Annotated in this window: 15 protein-coding genes; 4 read left to right on the forward strand and 11 right to left on the reverse strand. The window is 66.3% G+C overall.

Annotated features, from left to right (window positions below):
* Window positions 1–41: 41 nt before the first annotated feature.
* The 7 genes from Q9R33_RS20195 to Q9R33_RS20225 form a co-directional block, all read right to left on the reverse strand.
* Window positions 42–1,232, reverse strand: a complete 1,191-nt coding sequence (locus tag Q9R33_RS20195; RefSeq protein WP_311294916.1) for a Gfo/Idh/MocA family oxidoreductase — start codon at window positions 1,230–1,232, stop codon at window positions 42–44.
* A 45-nt stretch (window positions 1,233–1,277) separates the two neighbouring features.
* On the reverse strand, window positions 1,278–2,444 hold the full coding sequence (locus Q9R33_RS20200) for a Gfo/Idh/MocA family oxidoreductase (protein WP_311294917.1): 1,167 nt from the start codon (window positions 2,442–2,444) through the stop codon (window positions 1,278–1,280).
* 28 nt (window positions 2,445–2,472) lie between these two features.
* The gene (locus tag Q9R33_RS20205; RefSeq protein ID WP_311294918.1) at window positions 2,473–3,279 is read right to left on the reverse strand and encodes a ThuA domain-containing protein; all 807 of its coding nucleotides are present in this window, start codon (window positions 3,277–3,279) and stop codon (window positions 2,473–2,475) included.
* Between the two features lie 31 nt (window positions 3,280–3,310).
* Window positions 3,311–4,186, reverse strand: coding sequence for a carbohydrate ABC transporter permease (locus tag Q9R33_RS20210; protein WP_396654141.1), 876 nt, complete (start codon window positions 4,184–4,186; stop codon window positions 3,311–3,313).
* Between the two features lie 36 nt (window positions 4,187–4,222).
* Entirely contained in the window at window positions 4,223–5,188 is a 966-nt protein-coding gene (locus Q9R33_RS20215) for a sugar ABC transporter permease (protein WP_311294919.1), read from the reverse strand.
* Between the two features lie 37 nt (window positions 5,189–5,225).
* Entirely contained in the window at window positions 5,226–6,449 is a 1,224-nt protein-coding gene (locus Q9R33_RS20220; RefSeq protein ID WP_311294936.1) for an extracellular solute-binding protein, read from the reverse strand.
* A gap of 193 nt (window positions 6,450–6,642) precedes the next feature.
* A complete protein-coding gene (locus tag Q9R33_RS20225; RefSeq protein WP_311294920.1) occupies window positions 6,643–7,671 on the reverse strand; it encodes a LacI family DNA-binding transcriptional regulator in 1,029 nt (342 codons plus the stop codon).
* Window positions 7,672–7,816: 145 nt separating this feature from the next.
* Between Q9R33_RS20225 and Q9R33_RS20230 the strand changes: the two genes are divergently transcribed.
* Entirely contained in the window at window positions 7,817–10,867 is a 3,051-nt protein-coding gene (locus tag Q9R33_RS20230; RefSeq protein ID WP_311294921.1) for a glycoside hydrolase family 38 C-terminal domain-containing protein, read from the forward strand.
* Between the two features lie 47 nt (window positions 10,868–10,914).
* Here the strand turns inward: Q9R33_RS20230 and Q9R33_RS20235 are convergent, their stop codons facing one another.
* Genes Q9R33_RS20235 through Q9R33_RS20250 form a run of 4 tightly spaced genes read right to left on the reverse strand, consistent with a single transcriptional unit; the run spans window position 10,915 to window position 15,485 of the window.
* Entirely contained in the window at window positions 10,915–11,856 is a 942-nt protein-coding gene (locus tag Q9R33_RS20235; protein ID WP_311294937.1) for an NAD(P)-dependent oxidoreductase, read from the reverse strand.
* 1 nt (window position 11,857) lies between these two features.
* Entirely contained in the window at window positions 11,858–13,318 is a 1,461-nt protein-coding gene (locus tag Q9R33_RS20240) for an aldehyde dehydrogenase (NADP(+)) (RefSeq protein ID WP_311294922.1), read from the reverse strand.
* Window positions 13,315–14,238, reverse strand: a complete 924-nt coding sequence (locus tag Q9R33_RS20245) for a 5-dehydro-4-deoxyglucarate dehydratase (protein WP_311294923.1) — start codon at window positions 14,236–14,238, stop codon at window positions 13,315–13,317. The genes Q9R33_RS20240 and Q9R33_RS20245 overlap by 4 nt, the downstream gene beginning before the upstream one ends.
* 2 nt (window positions 14,239–14,240) lie before the next feature.
* Entirely contained in the window at window positions 14,241–15,485 is a 1,245-nt protein-coding gene (locus Q9R33_RS20250) for an enolase C-terminal domain-like protein (RefSeq protein WP_311294924.1), read from the reverse strand.
* Window positions 15,486–15,606: 121 nt separating this feature from the next.
* Between Q9R33_RS20250 and Q9R33_RS20255 the strand changes: the two genes are divergently transcribed.
* Genes Q9R33_RS20255 through Q9R33_RS20265 form a run of 3 tightly spaced genes read left to right on the forward strand, consistent with a single transcriptional unit; the run spans window position 15,607 to window position 18,396 of the window.
* Window positions 15,607–16,392 (forward strand): NAD(P)-dependent oxidoreductase, encoded by a 786-nt coding sequence (locus tag Q9R33_RS20255; RefSeq protein ID WP_311294925.1) that lies wholly within the window; start codon window positions 15,607–15,609, stop codon window positions 16,390–16,392.
* Window positions 16,389–17,189 carry an IclR family transcriptional regulator gene (locus tag Q9R33_RS20260; RefSeq protein WP_311294926.1) on the forward strand — a complete coding sequence of 267 codons (801 nt, stop codon included), beginning with the start codon at window positions 16,389–16,391 and terminating at the stop codon, window positions 17,187–17,189. The genes Q9R33_RS20255 and Q9R33_RS20260 overlap by 4 nt, the downstream gene beginning before the upstream one ends.
* Window positions 17,190–17,226: 37 nt before the next feature.
* The gene (locus Q9R33_RS20265) at window positions 17,227–18,396 is read left to right on the forward strand and encodes a hypothetical protein (RefSeq protein ID WP_311294927.1); all 1,170 of its coding nucleotides are present in this window, start codon (window positions 17,227–17,229) and stop codon (window positions 18,394–18,396) included.
* The last annotated feature ends 7 nt before the right edge of the window (window positions 18,397–18,403 follow it).

Consider the following 18,403-nt stretch of genomic DNA (forward strand, 5'->3'; position numbering starts at 1 on the left):
GTTGTTACGAACCTATCCGGCGATGCGCCGGTGGCAGCGGGTCACCCCGTGGTCGTCTCGGCCGCGACCGGCGCACCGACGCGCACCCAGCCGGAGTCGCTCTGCGAGCTCTCCTCCACAGCGGCCAGCACGCGCTGCACCGACAGCCCTTCGGCGAAGGACGGGTGCGGGTCGGTGCCCTCGCTGATCGCGGTCACGAGGTCCACGACCTGGTGGCTGAACCCGTGCTCGTAGCCGAGCATGTGACCGGCCGGCCACCATGAGGCGACGTACGGATGCTGCGCCTCGGTGACGAGGATCCGCGTGAAGCCCTGCGTGGCCTCGGGCGCCGTGCGGTCGTAGAACCACAGCGTGTTGAGATCCTCGAGGTCGAAGCGCAGCGCGCCGGTGGAACCGGATACCTCGATCGAGAGGTCGTTCTTGCGGCCGGTGGCGAAGCGCGTCGCCTCGAACGACACCAGGGCGCCGGTGGACAGGCGACCGGTGAAGATCGCGACGTCGTCGACGGTGACCTCGCCGTACCCCTCGGCCGCGGTGCCGGAGAGTCCGGAGCCGGATCCCTGCAGCGGACGCTGCTTCACGATGGTGTCGAGCACGCCCGAGACCGCGGTCACGTCCAGCCCCGTCACGAACTGCGTCATGTCGATGATGTGCGCACCGATGTCGCCCAGCGCACCCGAGCCGGCGTGCTCCTTCTGCAGCCGCCAGGCCAGCGGCATCTCCGGGTCGACGAGCCAGTCCTGCCGATACGCCGCGCGCACGTGCGCGATCTTGCCGACCGCGCCCTGCGCGATCAGGTCCCGCAGGAACGTCACCGCCGGGACGCGGCGGTAGGTGAACCCCACCATGGACCGCACGCCACGCGCGGCGGCGCGGGCGGCAGCCTCGGCCATCGCCTCGGCCTCCTCGACCGTGTTCGCCAACGGCTTCTCGCACAGCACGTGCTTGCCGGCCTCCAGCGCCGCGATGGCGATCTCGGCGTGCGAGTCGCCGGGCGTCACGATGTCGACGACGTCGATGTCGGAGCGTTCGATCACCTCGCGCCAATCGGTCGCCGACTCCGCCCAGCCCCACTGGGCCGCAGCATCCGCCACCGCCTCCGCATTGCGGCCGACGAGAACGGCCATCTCGACGTCTTCCGGCAGCGAGAACACGCGCGGCGCCTGCCGCCACCCCACCGAGTGCGCGGCGCCCATGAACCCGTGCCCGACCATCGCCACACGCAATGTCATTTCCGCACCACTACTTTCTCGATCTGAGCCTCAGAGGCACCCGCGTCAACCCGTCAACCCGACTCGGTCGAGCACCGACGACCACGAAGCGAGGACATCCCGAATCCCGGGGTCCTGCTCAGATTCGAGGGCACCCCGGTAACCCGCTTCGATGACATCGGCCAGCAGGACCTGGCGGCCGGTCCGAGCGGAGGTGACCGCCGCCTCGACCATCGCGACGCTCATCACGTTCGTGTGCGCCTCCCCGTTCGGGGTCCCCGCTGCACCCGACTCTCGCTGCCTCAGAGTCGCCACGAACTCTGCGAGCGACCCTGCCACCTCCTCCGGCTCATCGCGCAGGTCGGCGGGAAGCGCCTGTCCGACGGCGTTCTCAGCTGTCGGAGCCGAGTCGCCATCCCACGATGCGCTGCCTTCGGCCGCGCTGAACCGCCAGTCGCCGTTCCATGACGTCTCCTGGCCCGGCGCGCACCATGAACCGTCGAAGGTGAACGTCGCGTTCTCGCCGAATTCGAAGATCGCAGACGCGGCTGCGTCGCCGGCGTACCAGCTCCATGACGGGTTGTAGGAGTGGCAGAACACGGCGGTCGGCTCCGCACCGATCAGGTACCGCGCAAGGTCGAACTGGTGGATCGCCATGTCGATCAGCAGTGGGTATGGCATCTCATCGCGGAAGCCCCCGAATCGCGGTGCCTTGAAGAATCGGCAGGACGCCGACGATACGTCGCCAAGCAGCGACAACTGCCCGCGCAACGCGGTCACCGCGCGCCAGTAGCGACGCGACTGCGACACCATCAGCAGGGATGACGCTTGCTCCGCGGCCGCCACCATCGAGAGGCACTCGGCAATCGACTCTGACAGCGGCTTCTCGCAGAGCACCGGGAGTCCCGCCGACAGCGCGGCGGTGTTCACGGAATGGTGTGCGCGAGGCACCGTCACGTTCACCACGGCGTCCGCGGATACGCCCTCCGCGAGGAGTCCCGCCAAGGACCCGGCGATGGGAAGGCCGTCGAGGCCGGACGCGGATGCCGCGGCTTGCGCAGTCGCGGTGTTGAGATCCACCAAGCCGACCAGTTCGACATCCGGGTTCGCCTCAATCGCGGACAGCCACGTCCGTCCCATCCCCCCCGCGCCGACCTGGATCAGTCGCAGAGAGTCGCTAGCAGGATCGTCACGACGTGGCGCAACGGGGTGAGTCAGCACAGAGAATCCCATCAATCGTGTCTGCGGCGGGCGGCGGGCGTCAGGCCGACGGAGTACCGACGACGTCGACAGGCCTGTCGGCCAACGGGCCTGCATAGTCCAGACCGTTGTAGAAGTCACCGGTCTCGTACCGGAGCAGCACGGGAGCCGTGCGTTCCGGGCGACGAGTAACCGCCCACTCGACTCCGTTCGCGATGACCTTGCGGACACCCTCATGGAAGTAGGTCGGGTAGTCCTGGTCGCCAGGGCGGAAGTAGAAGATCTTGCCGTGGCCGCGCCGGAAGGTCAGGCCTGACCGGAAGACCTCTCCACCCGAGAAGGTCGAGAGGAAGATGATCTCGTCCGGGGTGGGGATGTCGAAGAATTCGCCGTACATCTCTTCACGGTCGATGATCATCGGATGCGGAACACCCTGCGCGATCGGATGCGTCGGATCGACCGTCCACAACAGCTCGCGATCATTCTCGGCGCGCCAGCGCAGCGTGCAAGACGTGCCCATCAGCCTCTGGAAGATCTTCGACCAATGCCCCGAGTGGAGCACGATGAGTCCCATCCCGGCGAGGACGTGATCGTGGACCCGCTCGACGATCTCGTCCGAGACCTCTCCGTGGGCTTCGTGGCCCCACCACACGAGAACGTCCGTTGATCGCAGGAGCTCCTCGGTCAGACCGTGCTCCGGTTCGTCCAAAGTCGTCGTGCGCACGTCGACGCGCTCGCCAAGGTTGTGCGCAATACCCTGCGCGATCGCACCGTGGATCCCATCGGGATAGCGGGCAGCTACCGGCGGCTCGAGTTGTTCGTGGCGGTTCTCGCCCCACACGGTGACGAGGATCTTGCGATCGTTCAATTTGTTGGCTTTCTCTTGGAGGGATGGAGGCTCAGGACTTCACGGATCCGCCGCTTATCCCCGCGGCGACGTACTTCTGGGCAATCACCAACAACACGATCGCAGGGAGCGAGGACAGCACGGCCGTAGCCATCACGGGCGACCAATCCGCAACGAACTCGCCGATGTAGTTGTAGAGGCCGAGCGTGATGGGTCTGATCTGATCGGTCGTCGTCAGGGTCAGCGCGAAGAGGAAATCTCCCCACGCCGATAGGAAGGTGAACAGCGCGGCGGTGATCAGCACGTTCCTGCTCATCGGCAGCACTATGGAGATGAACGCCCGCACCGGGCCGGCGCCATCGACGTACGCGGCTTCAATGATCGACGGAGGCAGGCTTCCCATGAACGCCCGCATGAGTAGGATCGAGAACGGGATGCCGTGGGATGCGTTCGCGAGGATCAGACCGGGGATGGTGTTCAGCAGTCCGATGTTCGCGTACGCGGTGTATAGCGCATTGGCAACGACGATGCCCGGCACCATCTGGGTGATGAGGACTCCGAAGAGGATGAGATCAGCCCACCGCCCGATCTCGAAGTGCACCATTGCGTAGGCCGCCGGCGCGGCGAACGCAAGGCTCACGATCACAGTGCCGATGCTGACGATCAAGCTCGTAACCAGGTTGTCGCCTTGTTCAGCGAGAGCTGTCCCGTACCCGCGCAGGGTGAAATTGATCGGAATCAGCGGCGTCTCGACCGCGTTGCCCGCGGGCTGGAGGGAGACGTTGACCATCCAGTACACCGGGAACAGCATGACCGCGATGATGAGGACGCCGAGCACGACGTCGAACGGCTTGCCTGCGCCTCCGCGACGCTTGGTGCGGAACCCAAATCGGGGCTTGTCCTCACGGATGATGAGGGTCGATGTCAATGTCATGAGGTCTCTCCTCGTTCAGAGAGGGATGTGTCAGTCATCGATCGCACGCCGGTTCAGTCGGAGATAGACGACCGCGAAGACCAGTGAGATGAGGATGAGAATGTTTCCGAGCGCAGCTCCAGCACCGAAATCGAACTGCCGGAACGACATCTCGTACGAGAGCGTCGCGATCGTCTGCGTCGAGTTGGCAGGCCCGCCGTTGGTCACGCCGAGAATGACGTCGATGACCTTGACCGTGTAGACCACCCCGAGCACCAGCGTCACCGTGACGACAGGCCGCAGCATCGGCCAGGTGATGTGGCGGAATGCACGCCACCCGGTGGCACCATCGAGCGCGCCCGCTTCGTAGAGCTCCTGCGGAATCTCTTGAAGACCGCCGTAGAGGATCGTGGCGTTGAACGGGATTCCGAGCCAGACGTTCACGCCGATGACCGCGATGAGCGCCAGTGTCGGGTCGGTCAGCCACTCAGGGCTGAGCTCCACACCGGGGATGCTGGAGAGCAGCCTGTTGAGGACACCGTTGTCTGCGTCGAGGATCCACCGCCACACGGCCGCGCCCGCAACCATAGGGATCAGCCAGGGAAGAAGAAGCAACGACCGCAGGAACCCCGAGAGGACGAACTTGCGGTTGAAGAACAGCGCGATCGCCAGTCCGATTGCGAACTGGGCGGCTATGGATCCCACGGTGAAGATGAGGGTGTTCCACGCGGCGCGGCCGAAGAGCTCGGTGGACATCACGTTCTGGTAGTTCGCCCAGCCGATCCAGGGTGCTTCCCCGGTGAAGAACGTGGTTGCCGTGTACTCCTGGAACCCCATGACGAAGTTCTTGATCACGGGGTACCCGAAGAACAGGATCATGTAGATCACCGCGGGCAGGATGAACCCGATCTGGACGAGTCGGGTTCTCAGGTTTCGACCTCGCCGCCGGGGCCGGGACGGCTCGCTGTTCGAGCCGTCCCGGGCGACGGTGCGCTCCGAGACTGATGTCTCTGGCATCATTCCTCTTCCTCGCGGCGTTGTGGGGGCGAACGACTCAGCCGTTCTGCGCCGCCTCGAGCGCCGCTTCGGGCGCCACGTTCTGCACGAGCGTGTTCTGGACGGCTGTATAGATCTTGGTCGCAGCCTTCGGCCACTCCGTTCCCAGCTCGCCGGTGCGAGCGCGCAGGTTCGGGACCATGTCGGCGAAGATCTCGAGCTTCGGGTTGCTGGCGACAACCTGGTCAGCAAGATCCGGGTTGGTGGGCACAGTGCCGGTCCCAGTGGCGAGAGCGACCTGCTGCTCGTCGGAGGCGAGGCACGCAACGAGTTCGGCAGCCTTCTGCTGCTTCTCGGCGTTCCCCGTCTGCGGAACGGCCCACACTTCGCCACCGAACGGGCCGATCGGCGTGTCCCCCGCGCTCGGCACGGGAATCGGGACGATCCCGTAGTCCAGGCCCTCGACCTGATCGAGGCTGCCGAAGTTCCAGGGGCCGTTGACCATCATCGCCGCATTACCCGCGGCGAACTGGTCGGCCGCATCACCCTGCCCCCAGGTGACGGTCGACTTGGACATCGCCCCGCTGTCCTGGAGGTCCTTCAGCAGCTGCAGGGCCGCTGCGGTCTCGGGTGTGGCGATGTCCGCCTCGTCTCCGCCGTTCGACCACATGAACGGAAGGAACTGCCAGGTCCCCTCGTAGCTGTTCGTGTTGGACATCGCGAGTCCGTAGCGATCACCATCGGCGAAGGCCAGCGCTGTCTCCTTGAGCTCATCCCACGTGGTGGGCGGTTCGAGGCCGGCCTCAGCGAACAACGTCTTGTTGTAGAACAGCGCGAGCGTGTTCGTGACAGGCTGCAGTGCGTAGACCTCGCCCTCATAGGTCGAGGCAGCGAGGATGCCGTCGCTGATGCCGGCCGGCTCTACACCGAAATCGCTCAGCGGCGCCAGTGCGCCGGTTGCCGCGATCTCCTGGAGGTCCGGGTTGTCGAGCATCAGCACGTCAGGAAGCGTCTTCGATGACGCTTGCTGCAGCACCTTGGAGATCAGGGTGTCGCCCGGCACGGCTTCCTGCTCGATCTCGACGCCGAGCGGCTCGGCGCACGCATCGATGGCCGCGCGCCAGATGCCGGCGTTCGGCTCTGATGTGTGGGAGTCGAGGATGCGGAGGGTGTCGGCCGAGTCGTCGGTCGATTGCCCAGCGCCAGCGCCGCACCCCGCCAGAAGAAGGGGCGTAACAAGTGCGACCGTCCCTGCGGTCCACACGGTTCTGCGTCGAGCCATGTCGGGTCCTTTCGTAGCTACTCTGCTGCGTCGATTCGTATCGAATCTATACGTATCGATGATACCGCGCCTTCGCCCGCTGTCAAGGACTCTCGCTCCCGGTCGACTTTGGGAGGTGCGCATGAAAGAGGGCACCCCAAGCCGAGCGCCCAACCGAGCGCACTCCCAACGTCGACGACGTTCGGTCTGCGCTCTAGTTGTCGCGCGGGATGTGCCGTGTGGACTCGCGCCGAACGAGCTCGGAGGCGACGACCCGTCGTCCGGGCGCTGTGGCCTCCGGTGAGCGCAGCAGGGCGAACAGCCAGTCCATCGCCTGTCGCGATACATCTCCAGGATGGGTGGACACCGCAGTGAGCGGGATGGGCTGCGTCTCCGCGTCGGCATGGTTGGAGAGTGCGACGACGTCGATGTCGGTTCCGGCGCGGATTCCGCGGCGGAAGAGCGCGATACCGAGCTTTGCCACCTGGCTCGCGACGAGGAGGCCCGGGCGTCGACCGTCCCGGAGCACTTCATCCAGGAACTCTTCGACGCCTCCCTCTTCTCGCGGCACGGATAGCCAACGCAGAGGCACGCCCCGACGTGCCGCCGCGCTCTCGGCAGCCCCTCTGAACCGGGGGATGTAGTTGACGTCGCGTGCCGCGAGCACCGGATCCCATCCGAGCGCGACGATCTCGGTCGACCCGACGTCGCACAGCTCGTTCACCAGCGTCTCAGCGCCTGTCTCGAAGTCCATATCGATGCAATGGAGGTCGTCTGAATCGTCGGGGAAGCCAATGAAGATGGTGGGAACGGGTGCTTGGCGGGCGAGCTCCACCCTCTTATCTGACTTCGCCACCTCGAGCACGATCGCGGCGTCGCATTGCGCCCGCGCGAAGACTCGACGAAAACCCTCGGCACCCTCGTCAGAAGTGACCAGCAGAACGTCGTAATCGTTCTGCCGCGAGATGTACGCGATCTCTTTGATGAAGGTCATAAGTTCGCTCGCCGACATCTCGGAGTCGAAGGGAACGATGAGCGCGATCACGCTCGTACGCTGGCTCCTCAGGGCCCTGGCGCCGGCGTTGGGCTCATACAGCAGCTGATCCATGGCGTCGAGAACAAGCCGCCTGGTCTTCTCGGAGATCGCACGCTTGCCGGTCATCACATAAGAGACCGTGCTCTGCGACACACCTGCAAGACGCGCGACATCTTTCGACGTGGGCACCCGAGCTGCCTCGCTCATGTGTCATCCTCGATTCTGCCGACATCGTCGATACGGTTCGAAAAGCGATCGTACACGGTGTAGCTTGCGGCAGGACGCATACCGAGCGTCGGGCGCGATTCGCGTGCGGTTTCGGATCAGTCGACCAGATCGGAGAATCTCAGCAGTGCACGACGACGCCGCCTACGTCCTTGCCCGCATCCAGCGCATGATGAGGGACCGGGTGTTGCCCAACGTGAATCGGCGGAGCGCGCCGGTGACCGTCTCTGCTTGGCACGTTCCCGACGAGCCGGTGCCGTTCGCCATCGCCCGGCACCAGGCATTCGCTCCGTTCGAGGTCGGCGAGCCGTGGGGTGGCCGCCCGTGGGGCACGACGTGGTTTCATGTCACCGGCGCGATCCCGGCCGGCTGGGGTACCGAACCCGCCACCAGCGTGGAGCTCCTCGTGGATCTGGGGTTTGTCGATAACGAGATCGGCTTTCACGCCGAGGGACTGGCATGGACGGCGGATGGAAGAACCATCAAGGGGATAGAGCCAAGCAATCGCTACATTCCGTTGAGCGGGGGCGGTGCAATCGATGTGTTGATCGAGGCGGCCGCGAACCCGCTGATCCACACCAAGGTCGATTACCGGGCGACTCCACTCGGCTCCACGCGCACGGCGGGCACAGAACCCATCTATCGGCTCGCGGCACTCGAATTGGTGGAGCGTGACGAGATCGTCGCGGCGCTGCACCTCGACCTGGCGACGCTCACGGCGCTCGTGGACGAACTCGGTGATCGCTCGACCCGGGGGGCCGAAATTCTCCACTGTCTCTCCCGTGCCGCGGATGCGCTCGATCCCGATGATGTTCCCGGCACCGCCGAAACGACTCGAAAGGTCCTTGCAGATGTGCTGAACGATGGGACTTCCGAATCAGCACACGTCGCAATCGCTGTGGGGCACGCGCACATCGATTCAGCCTGGCTGTGGCCGGTGCGCGAGACGATACGCAAGTGCGCTCGCACCTTCTCCAACGTGCTCAGCCTGATGGACGACGATCCGCGGTTCCGATTCGCGTGCTCGTCAGCGCAGCAATACGCCTGGATGCGGGATCACTATCCGGAACTGTTCGCCCGGATCAGTGAACGCGTCGCCGAAGGCAGGTGGATTCCCGTCGGCGGAATGTGGGTGGAGTCCGACACCAACATGCCCGGTGGCGAGGCGCTCGTCCGGCAGTTCGTCGCCGGCAAGCGATTCTTTATCGAGGAGCTCGGGAGTGACCCCGTTGAAGGCTGGCTGCCGGATTCATTCGGCTACTCAGCCGCTCTCCCGCAGATCCTTCGCGGCGCCGGCCTCAAATGGTTTCTGACCCAGAAGCCGTCGTGGAACGAGACCAACATCATCCCGCACACGTCGTTCGAATGGGAGGGCATCGACGGCACTCGGATCCTCACGCACCTTCCCCCCTCCGACAAGTACAACTCCGACATGTCGCAAGCCGACTTGCACCTGGGCGAACGACAGAACAAGGAGCGCGGCGTCGTCGATTGCTCCATGATCCTGTTTGGGTATGGCGACGGCGGCGGCGGTCCCACGCGGGAGATGCTCGGCCTCGCCGACCGGGCGGCAGATCTAGACGGTAGCCCCAGGGTTCAGCTCGGCACGCCCGCCCAGCTCTTCGAGGCGGTCGAACGGATACTGCCCGAGCCTCCGGTCTGGTCAGGCGAGATGTATCTTGAGTTCCATCGCGGCACCTACACCTCGCAGCTCGCGGGCAAGCAGGGCAATCGGCGCAGCGAGCACCTGCTCCGTGAGGCTGAGTTGTGGGCCACGACCGCCGCTGTGCAGCTTGACGCTGACTACCCATACGAGAAGCTGGAGGAAATCTGGCACACCGTTCTCCTCCAGCAGTTCCACGACATCCTCCCGGGGTCGTCGATCGCGTGGGTCCACGAAGTCGCCGAAGAGAACTACAAGACGGTCATCGAGTCACTCGACTCGATGATCCAGGTCGCGACCGAAGCACTTGCGCAGGACGGTCCCGACTACGACCCCACCGCCGTCATCCGGTTCAACGCCGCCCCCGTGCCCGCACTCGGTGTCGACCCGCTCGCCGGGGCCGCGATCGCGGCGCCCGGGCTGATCGCGCCAGAGGAGACAGGCGACGGCTGGGTGATCGATACGGGTGCGATCAGAGCATTCGTCGATCGAGACGGGCTCCTGACCTCGCTCGTTGATGTCGCGTCTGGGCGCGACGCCATCGCCCCCGGTGACCGGGGATGCCTGTACACAGTGTTCCGCGACACACCCAACCGCTATGACGCGTGGGACATCGACCGGTCCTATCAGCGGAATGCCACAGACATCGTGACGCCCGAGTCAGTGAGGGTGATCGACGGCACGCTCGTCATCTACCGAATCTTCGGCCAGTCGTCGATCACTACACGGCTCACGGCCACGGATGGCTCGTCGGAACTGACCATCGAGTCAGAGGTCGACTGGCATGAACAGCAGAAGCTGCTGAAGCTGGCATTCCCTTTCGATGTCAAGGCGGATCGGGCGTCCAGTGAGATTCAGTTCGGGCACGTCGACCGGCCGACGCATGAGAACACATCGTGGGACTGGGCACGGTATGAGACGTGCGCCCACCGATGGGTGCATGTCGGGGAACCCGGGTTCGGCGTGGCTGTCGCGAACGACTCGACTTACGGCCACGACATCGCTCGGACCACCCGTCGGGACGGCGGGACGACGACGACCGTCCGCGAGTCGCTCGTTCGAGGTCCCGTCTATCCGGATCCGCACGCCGACCAAGGTCGCCACATTCTCCGAACGTTGGTACGAGTCGGGGCCAGCGTGGTGGATGCTGCAGACTCCGGGTATCGACTGAATCTGCCGGTGAGGTCTGTGGTCGGCGGATCAGCGGTGCCGGCGCTGGTCGCCGTCCATTCTCCGCAGGTCTTCATCGAGGCGGTGAAGCTCGCTGAAGACCGATCGGGCGACGTCATCGTGCGCCTGTACGAGGCGCTCGGTGGGCGGGCATCGAATGTGGTCGTGGCGTTCGGATTCGAGACGGGGATCGTCACCCGGACCGACCTGCTCGAGCGCGCGCTTGAGGAAGACGCGTCGCCACGGCCCGTGAGCTGGGCGCCCGGGCAGGAGATCCGGCTCACGCTGAGACCGTTCGAGATCGTCACACTTCGTGCGGCGCGCGCGGCTGCAACCTCGCAGTGATGCCCTCCGGTGGCCGACGTTCGCTGCGGCGATTCGCCGAGCGGCTGTTACCGTCCGACGCGGTTGCGCCAAGGAACTTCGCCTCGCAGCGCGGCCGCGTTGTGCGCGATCAGGTGCTCGGATCCCAAGGGCCGACCGCCCGCGGCATGGGGCGTCAGGATCGTGTTCGGCGCGTCCCATAGCGGCGAGCTATGCGGAAGCGGCTCTGTCTCTGTCACATCCAGCGCCGCGCCGGCAATCGCGCCCCGACGCAAGGCATCCACCAGCGCGACTTCATCGATGCAGCTCCCGCGGCCCACATTGATGATCCAGGCGTGAGGCGGAAGCAACCGCATTCGCGCCGCGTCAAGGATATGACGAGTCTCCCTGCCGCCCGGCGCCGTCAGGACGAGCACATCTGTGCCAGGCAGGAGTCGATCGACACCGTCCATGGCGACGACCTCGAATCCCGCACGTACGCCGCCGGAGCGAGCCACGCCGGTGACCGTCGCCCCAAGGGTGCTGACGTATGCGGCGAGGGTCTGGCCGATTCCGCCGAATCCCCAGATGGTGACCCTGCGACCGCGCAGCGTCGAGAATGCGGATGCCTCGTCCCCCGGCTGCCTCCCGCCGCGATCGCTCCATTCACGTCGGCGCTGCGCATCATGAAGCAGATCGAGCCTGCGTGCGGCAGCAAGGATGAGTGCAAGCGCATGTTCAGCAACGGGCGCATCGTGCAGCCCCGCCCCGTTCGTGATCACAACGTCGGGTGCGAACCCCGCGGCGAGGACCTGCTCGGTCCCCGACCCGAGGGACTGCACCCAGCGAAGTCGGTGGAGTCGCATCGCGGCATCTGTCAGCCACTCCGAGGAGTTTCCCCACGTGACGAGCGCCTCGGCACCCTCCTCGTCGCTCGGGATGGGCTCGTGGCCGGACACGCGCCGCAATTCGTAACCCGACGGTGCGATGAGCCTCGAACAGACCCCTTCGGGAACAAGAACCTTGAGCATGTCAGCCACGCACAGTGGTCGCGCGCGCCGGCCGAAGCACGCCGTCGACCCGCTGTGGAATTCCCAGCGGGTTCTCATCGCGCAGAGCGGACGGCAGCAGTCCGGCCGGTGCGTCCTGGAATGCGACGGGTCGCTGGAACCTGCGGGTCGCGGTCGCTCCCACCGACGTGAACGCGGACGTGGTCGATGGCCACGGGCCTCCGTGGTGCTGTGCCCACGACACGGCGACTCCTGTCGGCCACCCCTGGAACAACACGCGGCCGCTTCGCTGAATGAGCTCATCCAGCAGGTGGGCGATGTCCTCGTCGGGCTCGGCGTGGAGTGTGCTCGTCAGCGACCCTTCGAGCGCTTGGAGCGCTGCGTGCAGCGTCTTCTCGTCGTCGAATCGAACGAGCAGGGTCGTGGGTCCGAAGACCTCCGTGGTGAAAAGCTCTCGATCTTCGAGGAAGGTCGACGCATCCACCGCGTAGACCGACGGTGAGTCCGCTCCACGATGGGGCACCACGGCCTCAGTGTCGTCGTGGCTCGCGATGCGACCCAGTCCCGCCGCGTATCCCTTCTCGATCGACGGCGTGAGCATCGGGGCCGTCTGCGAGGGCACCGACTCGGGCAGCGCCCGTTCGAGGTTCGAATTCTTCGGAACGAAGACGATTCCGGGTTTCGTGCAGAACTGACCGCTCCCGAGCGTGAAGGACTGTGCGAGGCCCGCCGCGAGTTCGTCTCCACGCGCGCTGTCCGCAGCGGCCGTCACGACGACGGGGTTGACGCTTCCGAGCTCTCCATGGAAGGGGATGGGATCCGGCCGGGCGGCGGCGAGATCCGCCAGCGCCCGACCGCCAGGGATCGAGCCGGTGAACGCCGCGGCACGTATGGCAGGGTGCTGCACCAGGGCGACACCAGCGTCGAATCCTTCGACCATGCCGAACACGCCGTCGGGAGCGCCGACCGCGCTCAGTCCGTGGCGCACCGCATCTGCCGTTCGCCGGGAAGTCAGTGGGTGACCGGGATGCGCCTTCACGATCACCGGGCATCCGACCGCGAGCGCCGACGCGGTGTCTCCACCTGCCACGGAGAAGGCGAACGGGAAGTTCGATGCCGCATACACAGCCACGGGGCCGATCGGGATCAGCACTCTGCGCAGATCGGGGACCGGCGGCGTCGCATCCGGGTTCAGGTGATCGATGATCGCCTCGAGGTAGCTTCCCTCCCGGACGACCGCTGCGAACATCCGAAGCTGCGCCGTAGTCCTCGCCAGCTCGCCCTCGAGGCGTCCGCGGGCGAGATGCGTCTCTTCGATGGCGAGGTCGATGAGCTCCGGACCCGCAGCTTGGATCGACTCCGCGATGGACTCCAACCACGTTCCGCGTGTCTGGTCCGTGGCCTCGCGCATCGGCTGGGCCGCGGTCGCTGCCGCGGCTGCCGCGGCAGCGACATCGAGTCTGCCGCCCGTTGCTTCCCTCACGCGGCGATCCTCCGGCCGGTCGACAGGAGTTCCGCAAGCACTTCCACCTGCGCGTGGGTGGGCGACGTGAGCGGAGGCCGTACGCCACCGACCTCGAGGCCGCCGAGCCGCACGCCCGCCTTGATGAGCGACACCGCGAATCCGGGCGTCGTGTCACGCAGTCGCACCAGCGGAGTGAAGAACTCATCGAGGAACTGGTCCTGGCGAACTTCGTCGCCGGCCTCGTACGCCGAGTAAAAGGCCAGAGCGATCTCCGGCGCCATGGCGAACACGGCCGACGAGTACAGCGGGATGCCGATCGCACGGTATGCGCTCTGGCTGGCCTCCGCGGTGAGCAGCCCATTGAAGAACTGCACGTCGGACCGCCCGTGGGTGCGGGCAGCCCGGACGAACTGCTGTGCAAGGGCGACGTCTCCCACGCCATCTTTGATGCCCATCAGCGTCGGCAGATCGAGAAGCCGCTCGACGGTGGGGAGCGTGAGCTGCGCCGAACCGCGGTGGTAGGCGATGATGGGCAGGTCGGTCGACGCCGCAATGGCCTCGATGTACGACGCGACGCCGTCTTGTGGCCCTCGCACCAGGTAGGGAGGCATCACAAGGAGACCGTCGACGCCGGCGCTCACCGCCGCTGCGACGCACTCGCGAGCGTGCCCGAGCGGCCCGCCGACCCCTGCGAGAACCGGCACCCGACCGGCGGTCGCCTCGACGCCTGCGCGCACCACGTCGGCGTACTCTCCGGCGCTCAGTGCGTGGAACTCACCAGTCCCACAACCGATGAAGACTCCTCCAGGCCCAGCGGCGACACGCTCGTCGACATGTTGCTTGAGGGCGGGAATGTCCACGCGGTCGCCGGCGGTGAAGGGCGTGACCGGGAAGAACAGCACGCCGTCGAGCGCGGGGAAGGCAGATGTGGTCGTCATTTTCAGTACCTCGGGAGTGTCGGGTCGTAGTCGGGTTCGAACCGACGCATGTAAGTGGTGTCGTCGCGCTCGGCGATCCCGGAAGAGAGGAATACTTCGTGCTGACGGGCGAGGGCTTCCTCGTCCAGCTCGACGCCCAGTCCCGGCCTGCGGGGAACGACGACGTCGCCGTCGACGATGTCGATCGCGCCGGGAAGGATGATGTCGTCGTCACGGTTCCAGGGGTAGTGCGTGTCGCAGGCGTGTGTAAGCCCGGGGCTGGCGGCGGCCACATGTGTCATGGCCGCGAGCGAGATGCCGAGGTGGGAGTTGGAGTGCATCGACATTCCGATGCCGAACGTCTCGCATATCGCGGACAGATCGCGCGTGTGACGCATACCGCCCCACAAGTGGTGGTCGGAGAGGATGATCTGCACCGCGGCATTCGCCACAGCGACAGGGATCTGATCGAAATCGACGACGCACATGTTCGTCGCGAGGGGCATCCCCGTGGCCGTCGCCACCTGCGCCATTGCGTCGACGCCGAGGACCGGGTCCTCGAGGTACTCGAGGGAGCCGGCGAGATGCTCGGCAGCCGCGATCGACGTCTCGAGGGTCCAGGCGCCGTTCGGATCGATCCGCACCGGCTTACCGGGAAAGGCCTCGGCGAGCGCACGCACGGCATCCACTTCAGCCGCGGGTGGAAAAACGCCGCCCTTGAGCTTGAACGACCGGAACCCGTAGCGATCCGTCATCAGCTGTGCCTGCCGGACGATCCCCTCGGGATCGAGCGCGGGGCCCCACTCGTCGTATGTGACCGTGCCGTCGGCGGAGGGGTGCGCACCCCACTTGTAGAAGAGGTACGCGGCGTAGGGAACTCGGTCGCGGACCGCGCCCCCCAAGAGGTCGACTACCGGACGGCCTGTGAGCTTCCCCTGCGCATCGTGGCACGCGACGTCGAGTATCGAGTACACCCGGGTCTGCTCGAGACGGGACAGTTCCGGCTCGACGTCGCCCAGGACGCGCCGCACGGTGCGCTCGATCGTGGGCAGGTCGAACACGCTCAGTCCTACAAGCGAGTCGCGAAGCGCGTTCAAACGGCGGATCACGCCCGCGCCACCGCTGCCTTCACCGAGACCGACCACACCTCCGTCGACCACGAGCCGGATTATCGTGCGCAACGCATAAGGCTCATGAACCCCCGAGGCGTTGAGCAGAGGCGGGTCGCGGAACGCGATCGGAGTGACGATGAGATCACGGATGATCATGGCAAGAGTTCCTCCGTTCACATACATGAACATGTGCTACATTTGTGAATACATCCACGATGCTAGACGCCGAGGCTATGGACGTCAATGTGGGCGTCTCTAGGGAAGGACTTCTTCGTTCATGCGAATCCTTGTCACAGGTGCGGCCGGCCGGGCTGCGACCGGGCTGCGACCAGTCCTCATCGATCACGGCCACGAGCTGGTCCTTCAGGACCTTGTTGCACCGGTGGCTCCCGTGGGCCGGCTCGAACGCCTCGTCCTCGGCGACCTGAACGATGAGCGCGTCCTGGAGGAGGCGTTCGCCAAGGGTCTCGACGCGGTCGTCCATATGGGCGGCCACAGCGGCGAACGCCCGTGGAGCGACCTCGTCGACGCCAACCTCCTCGGCACCCAGCGCATTCTCAGCGCCTCTCATGACCATGGAGTTCAGCGGGTCCTGCTCGCGAGCTCCACTCACATCGCCGGGTTCTGGCCGACAGCCGTCGCTCGCAGACCCGGCCTCCCGCCGAGGCCCGACTCTCTGTATGGGGTCAGCAAGGTCGCCGTGGAAGCGCTCGGCAGTGTCTACGCCGACCGGTTCGGGATGCTGGTGGTCGCCGCGCGCATCGGCACCGTCGAAGCGGAGCCGACCAACGTGCGCGCGCTCTCGACCTGGCTGTCGTTCCCCGACCTCGGCCGGCTCGTCGAAGCCGTCCTTCGCACGGACGCCGTCGGCTTTCACCCCGTGTGGGCGGTCTCCGCGAACTCCCGCGGCTGGTTCCCGCTCGAACCAGGCCATCGGATCGGCTATCGCCCGGTCGACGATGCGGAGACGTACGCGGCCGAGATCGACCTCGAGGCCACTCCCGACACATTGATCGGCGGTGCGTTCACCGACCTCGGCCGACCGCTCGGAGGAGTCTGGTGAGCGCGGTCACGCCGGACGGACAGCAGTCGGAGTCCGCGCGCGTCAAGTCATCCGAGCGGACGCTGCGTCTGCTCGAGATCGTCTCCCAAGCCCCCACGGGGGGAATGGCCGTCACCGAGCTCCACAAGGTCACGGGATACCCACGCTCGAGCTTGCACCAGCTGATCCGGACGATGGGAACCGGAAACTGGCTTGAAATCAGCAGCGACGGATCGCGCGTCTCTGTGGGACCGCGCGCATTGGTCGTTGGCACTTCGTATCTCGACCACGACGCCGCGCTCCCTTTCGCGACCGAAGCTCTCGAAGGCCTTCGTGCGCGGATCGGCTACACCGTCCACTACGCCCGACTCCATGGCGCGGATGTCCTCTACCTGGCGACCCGCGAGGCGACCGACTCCCAGCGGGCGACTTCCCGCGTAGGACGCTTCCTGCCCAGTCACGCAACGGCTCTCGGCAAAGCACTCCTCGCCGAGCGCACCCCGGCCGAGCGCGCAGCACTCTTCGCCGGACGGCCACTGGCTGCTCTCACGGACCGCACCATCACCGACCAAGCGCTGCTCGATGTGCAACTCGAGACCATCCGAGCGGAGGGCGTGGCGCACGAGCGCGAAGAGAACACGGTCGGCGTCGTCTGCGTCGCCGCGGTCGTCCGGCACCGCATCCCCGCCACGGACGCCATCAGCTGCTCGATCCCCCGCGAGCGAGCCACCGACGATGAACTCGCACACGTCACGGCCGAGCTGACCGCTGCGGCGTCCCGGCTGTCGAGCACGTTCCAAGCGCAGGGGGTGCGATGACCTCTCGCACCGCAGCCCTCGGACGCCCGGGAGTGCGATGACGCTCCGCACACGGTGGTGCGCGTATCCCTGGGACTTCGTCGACGCTCCCGACGCGCCGGCGCGGGCGCGCGACAGCGGTGCCGACGGCATCGCCCTCGCCGCGGCCTACCACGCCGTTCGCGCGGCAACTCCCACCCATCCACGGCACCGGGTGGTCGAGGCATCCTTCTCCGCCTTCTACCTGCCCGTCAGGCCGGCGATTTGGCGAGGGCAGCGGCTTCAGCCCCGCCGCCCCGGTCGATGGGTCGACGACCAGGCGTTCGAACAGGCACGGGATGCCGCACGGGCGGCTGGTCTCGAGGTGGAGGCCTGGATCGTCCTCACCCATGACGACAGCCCGGAAGAACGCAACCTTGACTACCGCGCGCGCAACGCGTTCGGTGACGCCTATCCCTACGCACTCTGCCCGTCGAATGCCGACGTCAGGGAGTACTGCGCGACGCTGACGAGCGAGACGGTGCAGTTGTCCGGCGCATCGTCTCTCATGATCGAGGCCTGTGGACCCATGGGCGTCGAACATGTCAGCGCCCACGAGAAGACTTCAGGCGCCGGATGGACGCCGGTTGATGCGCAGCTGCTCTCCGTGTGCTTCTGCGCTGCGTGCGAGCGTGCGTTGGCGGCAGCCGGCCTCGACGTGGGGCGCCTTCGCGGGCTCGTCACGAGTGGGGTAGGCCGGGGCGCGGAGCACATCGAAGAGGTGCTCGGCGAGGCCGCCACAGCAGTCCTGGACGTGCGGGCGGGCGCGCGGCGGCAACTTGCGACGGCGGTGGCGGATGCCGCACGCGCGCAAGGCGCCGTCTCGCTCGCGTTCCACGCCCAGGCGACCCGCTGGAGCACCGGTCCGTTCGCCGCTCTCCTGGACACGTTCGGTCTGGCAGACTGCTTCGTCTTCCCAGGGGAGCACATCGACGCCTCGGACCTCGCGCAGCGTTCTCGAGGCGAACGCATCGGCGCTTACATCTCGCTCCTGCCGCCCGAGTCGATCAAGGACCTGGTCGCGCAATGGGAGCCAACGCTGCGGCACGTGGACGACCTGTACCTATATCACCTCGGGCTCACATCGCAGTCCCGCGCTGGCGCGGCATCCCTCCTCATCGAGGCGCTGCGTCGCACGAAGACACCGCGTCCATCACCCTCCGAGGCCAGTCCCACCCGGCTTGAGTAGGGCTTTC

Origin of the sequence: Microbacterium sp. PRC9 (genome assembly GCF_031844125.1) — a bacterium.
In the GTDB taxonomy this organism is placed as follows: Bacteria; Actinomycetota; Actinomycetes; order Actinomycetales; family Microbacteriaceae; genus Microbacterium.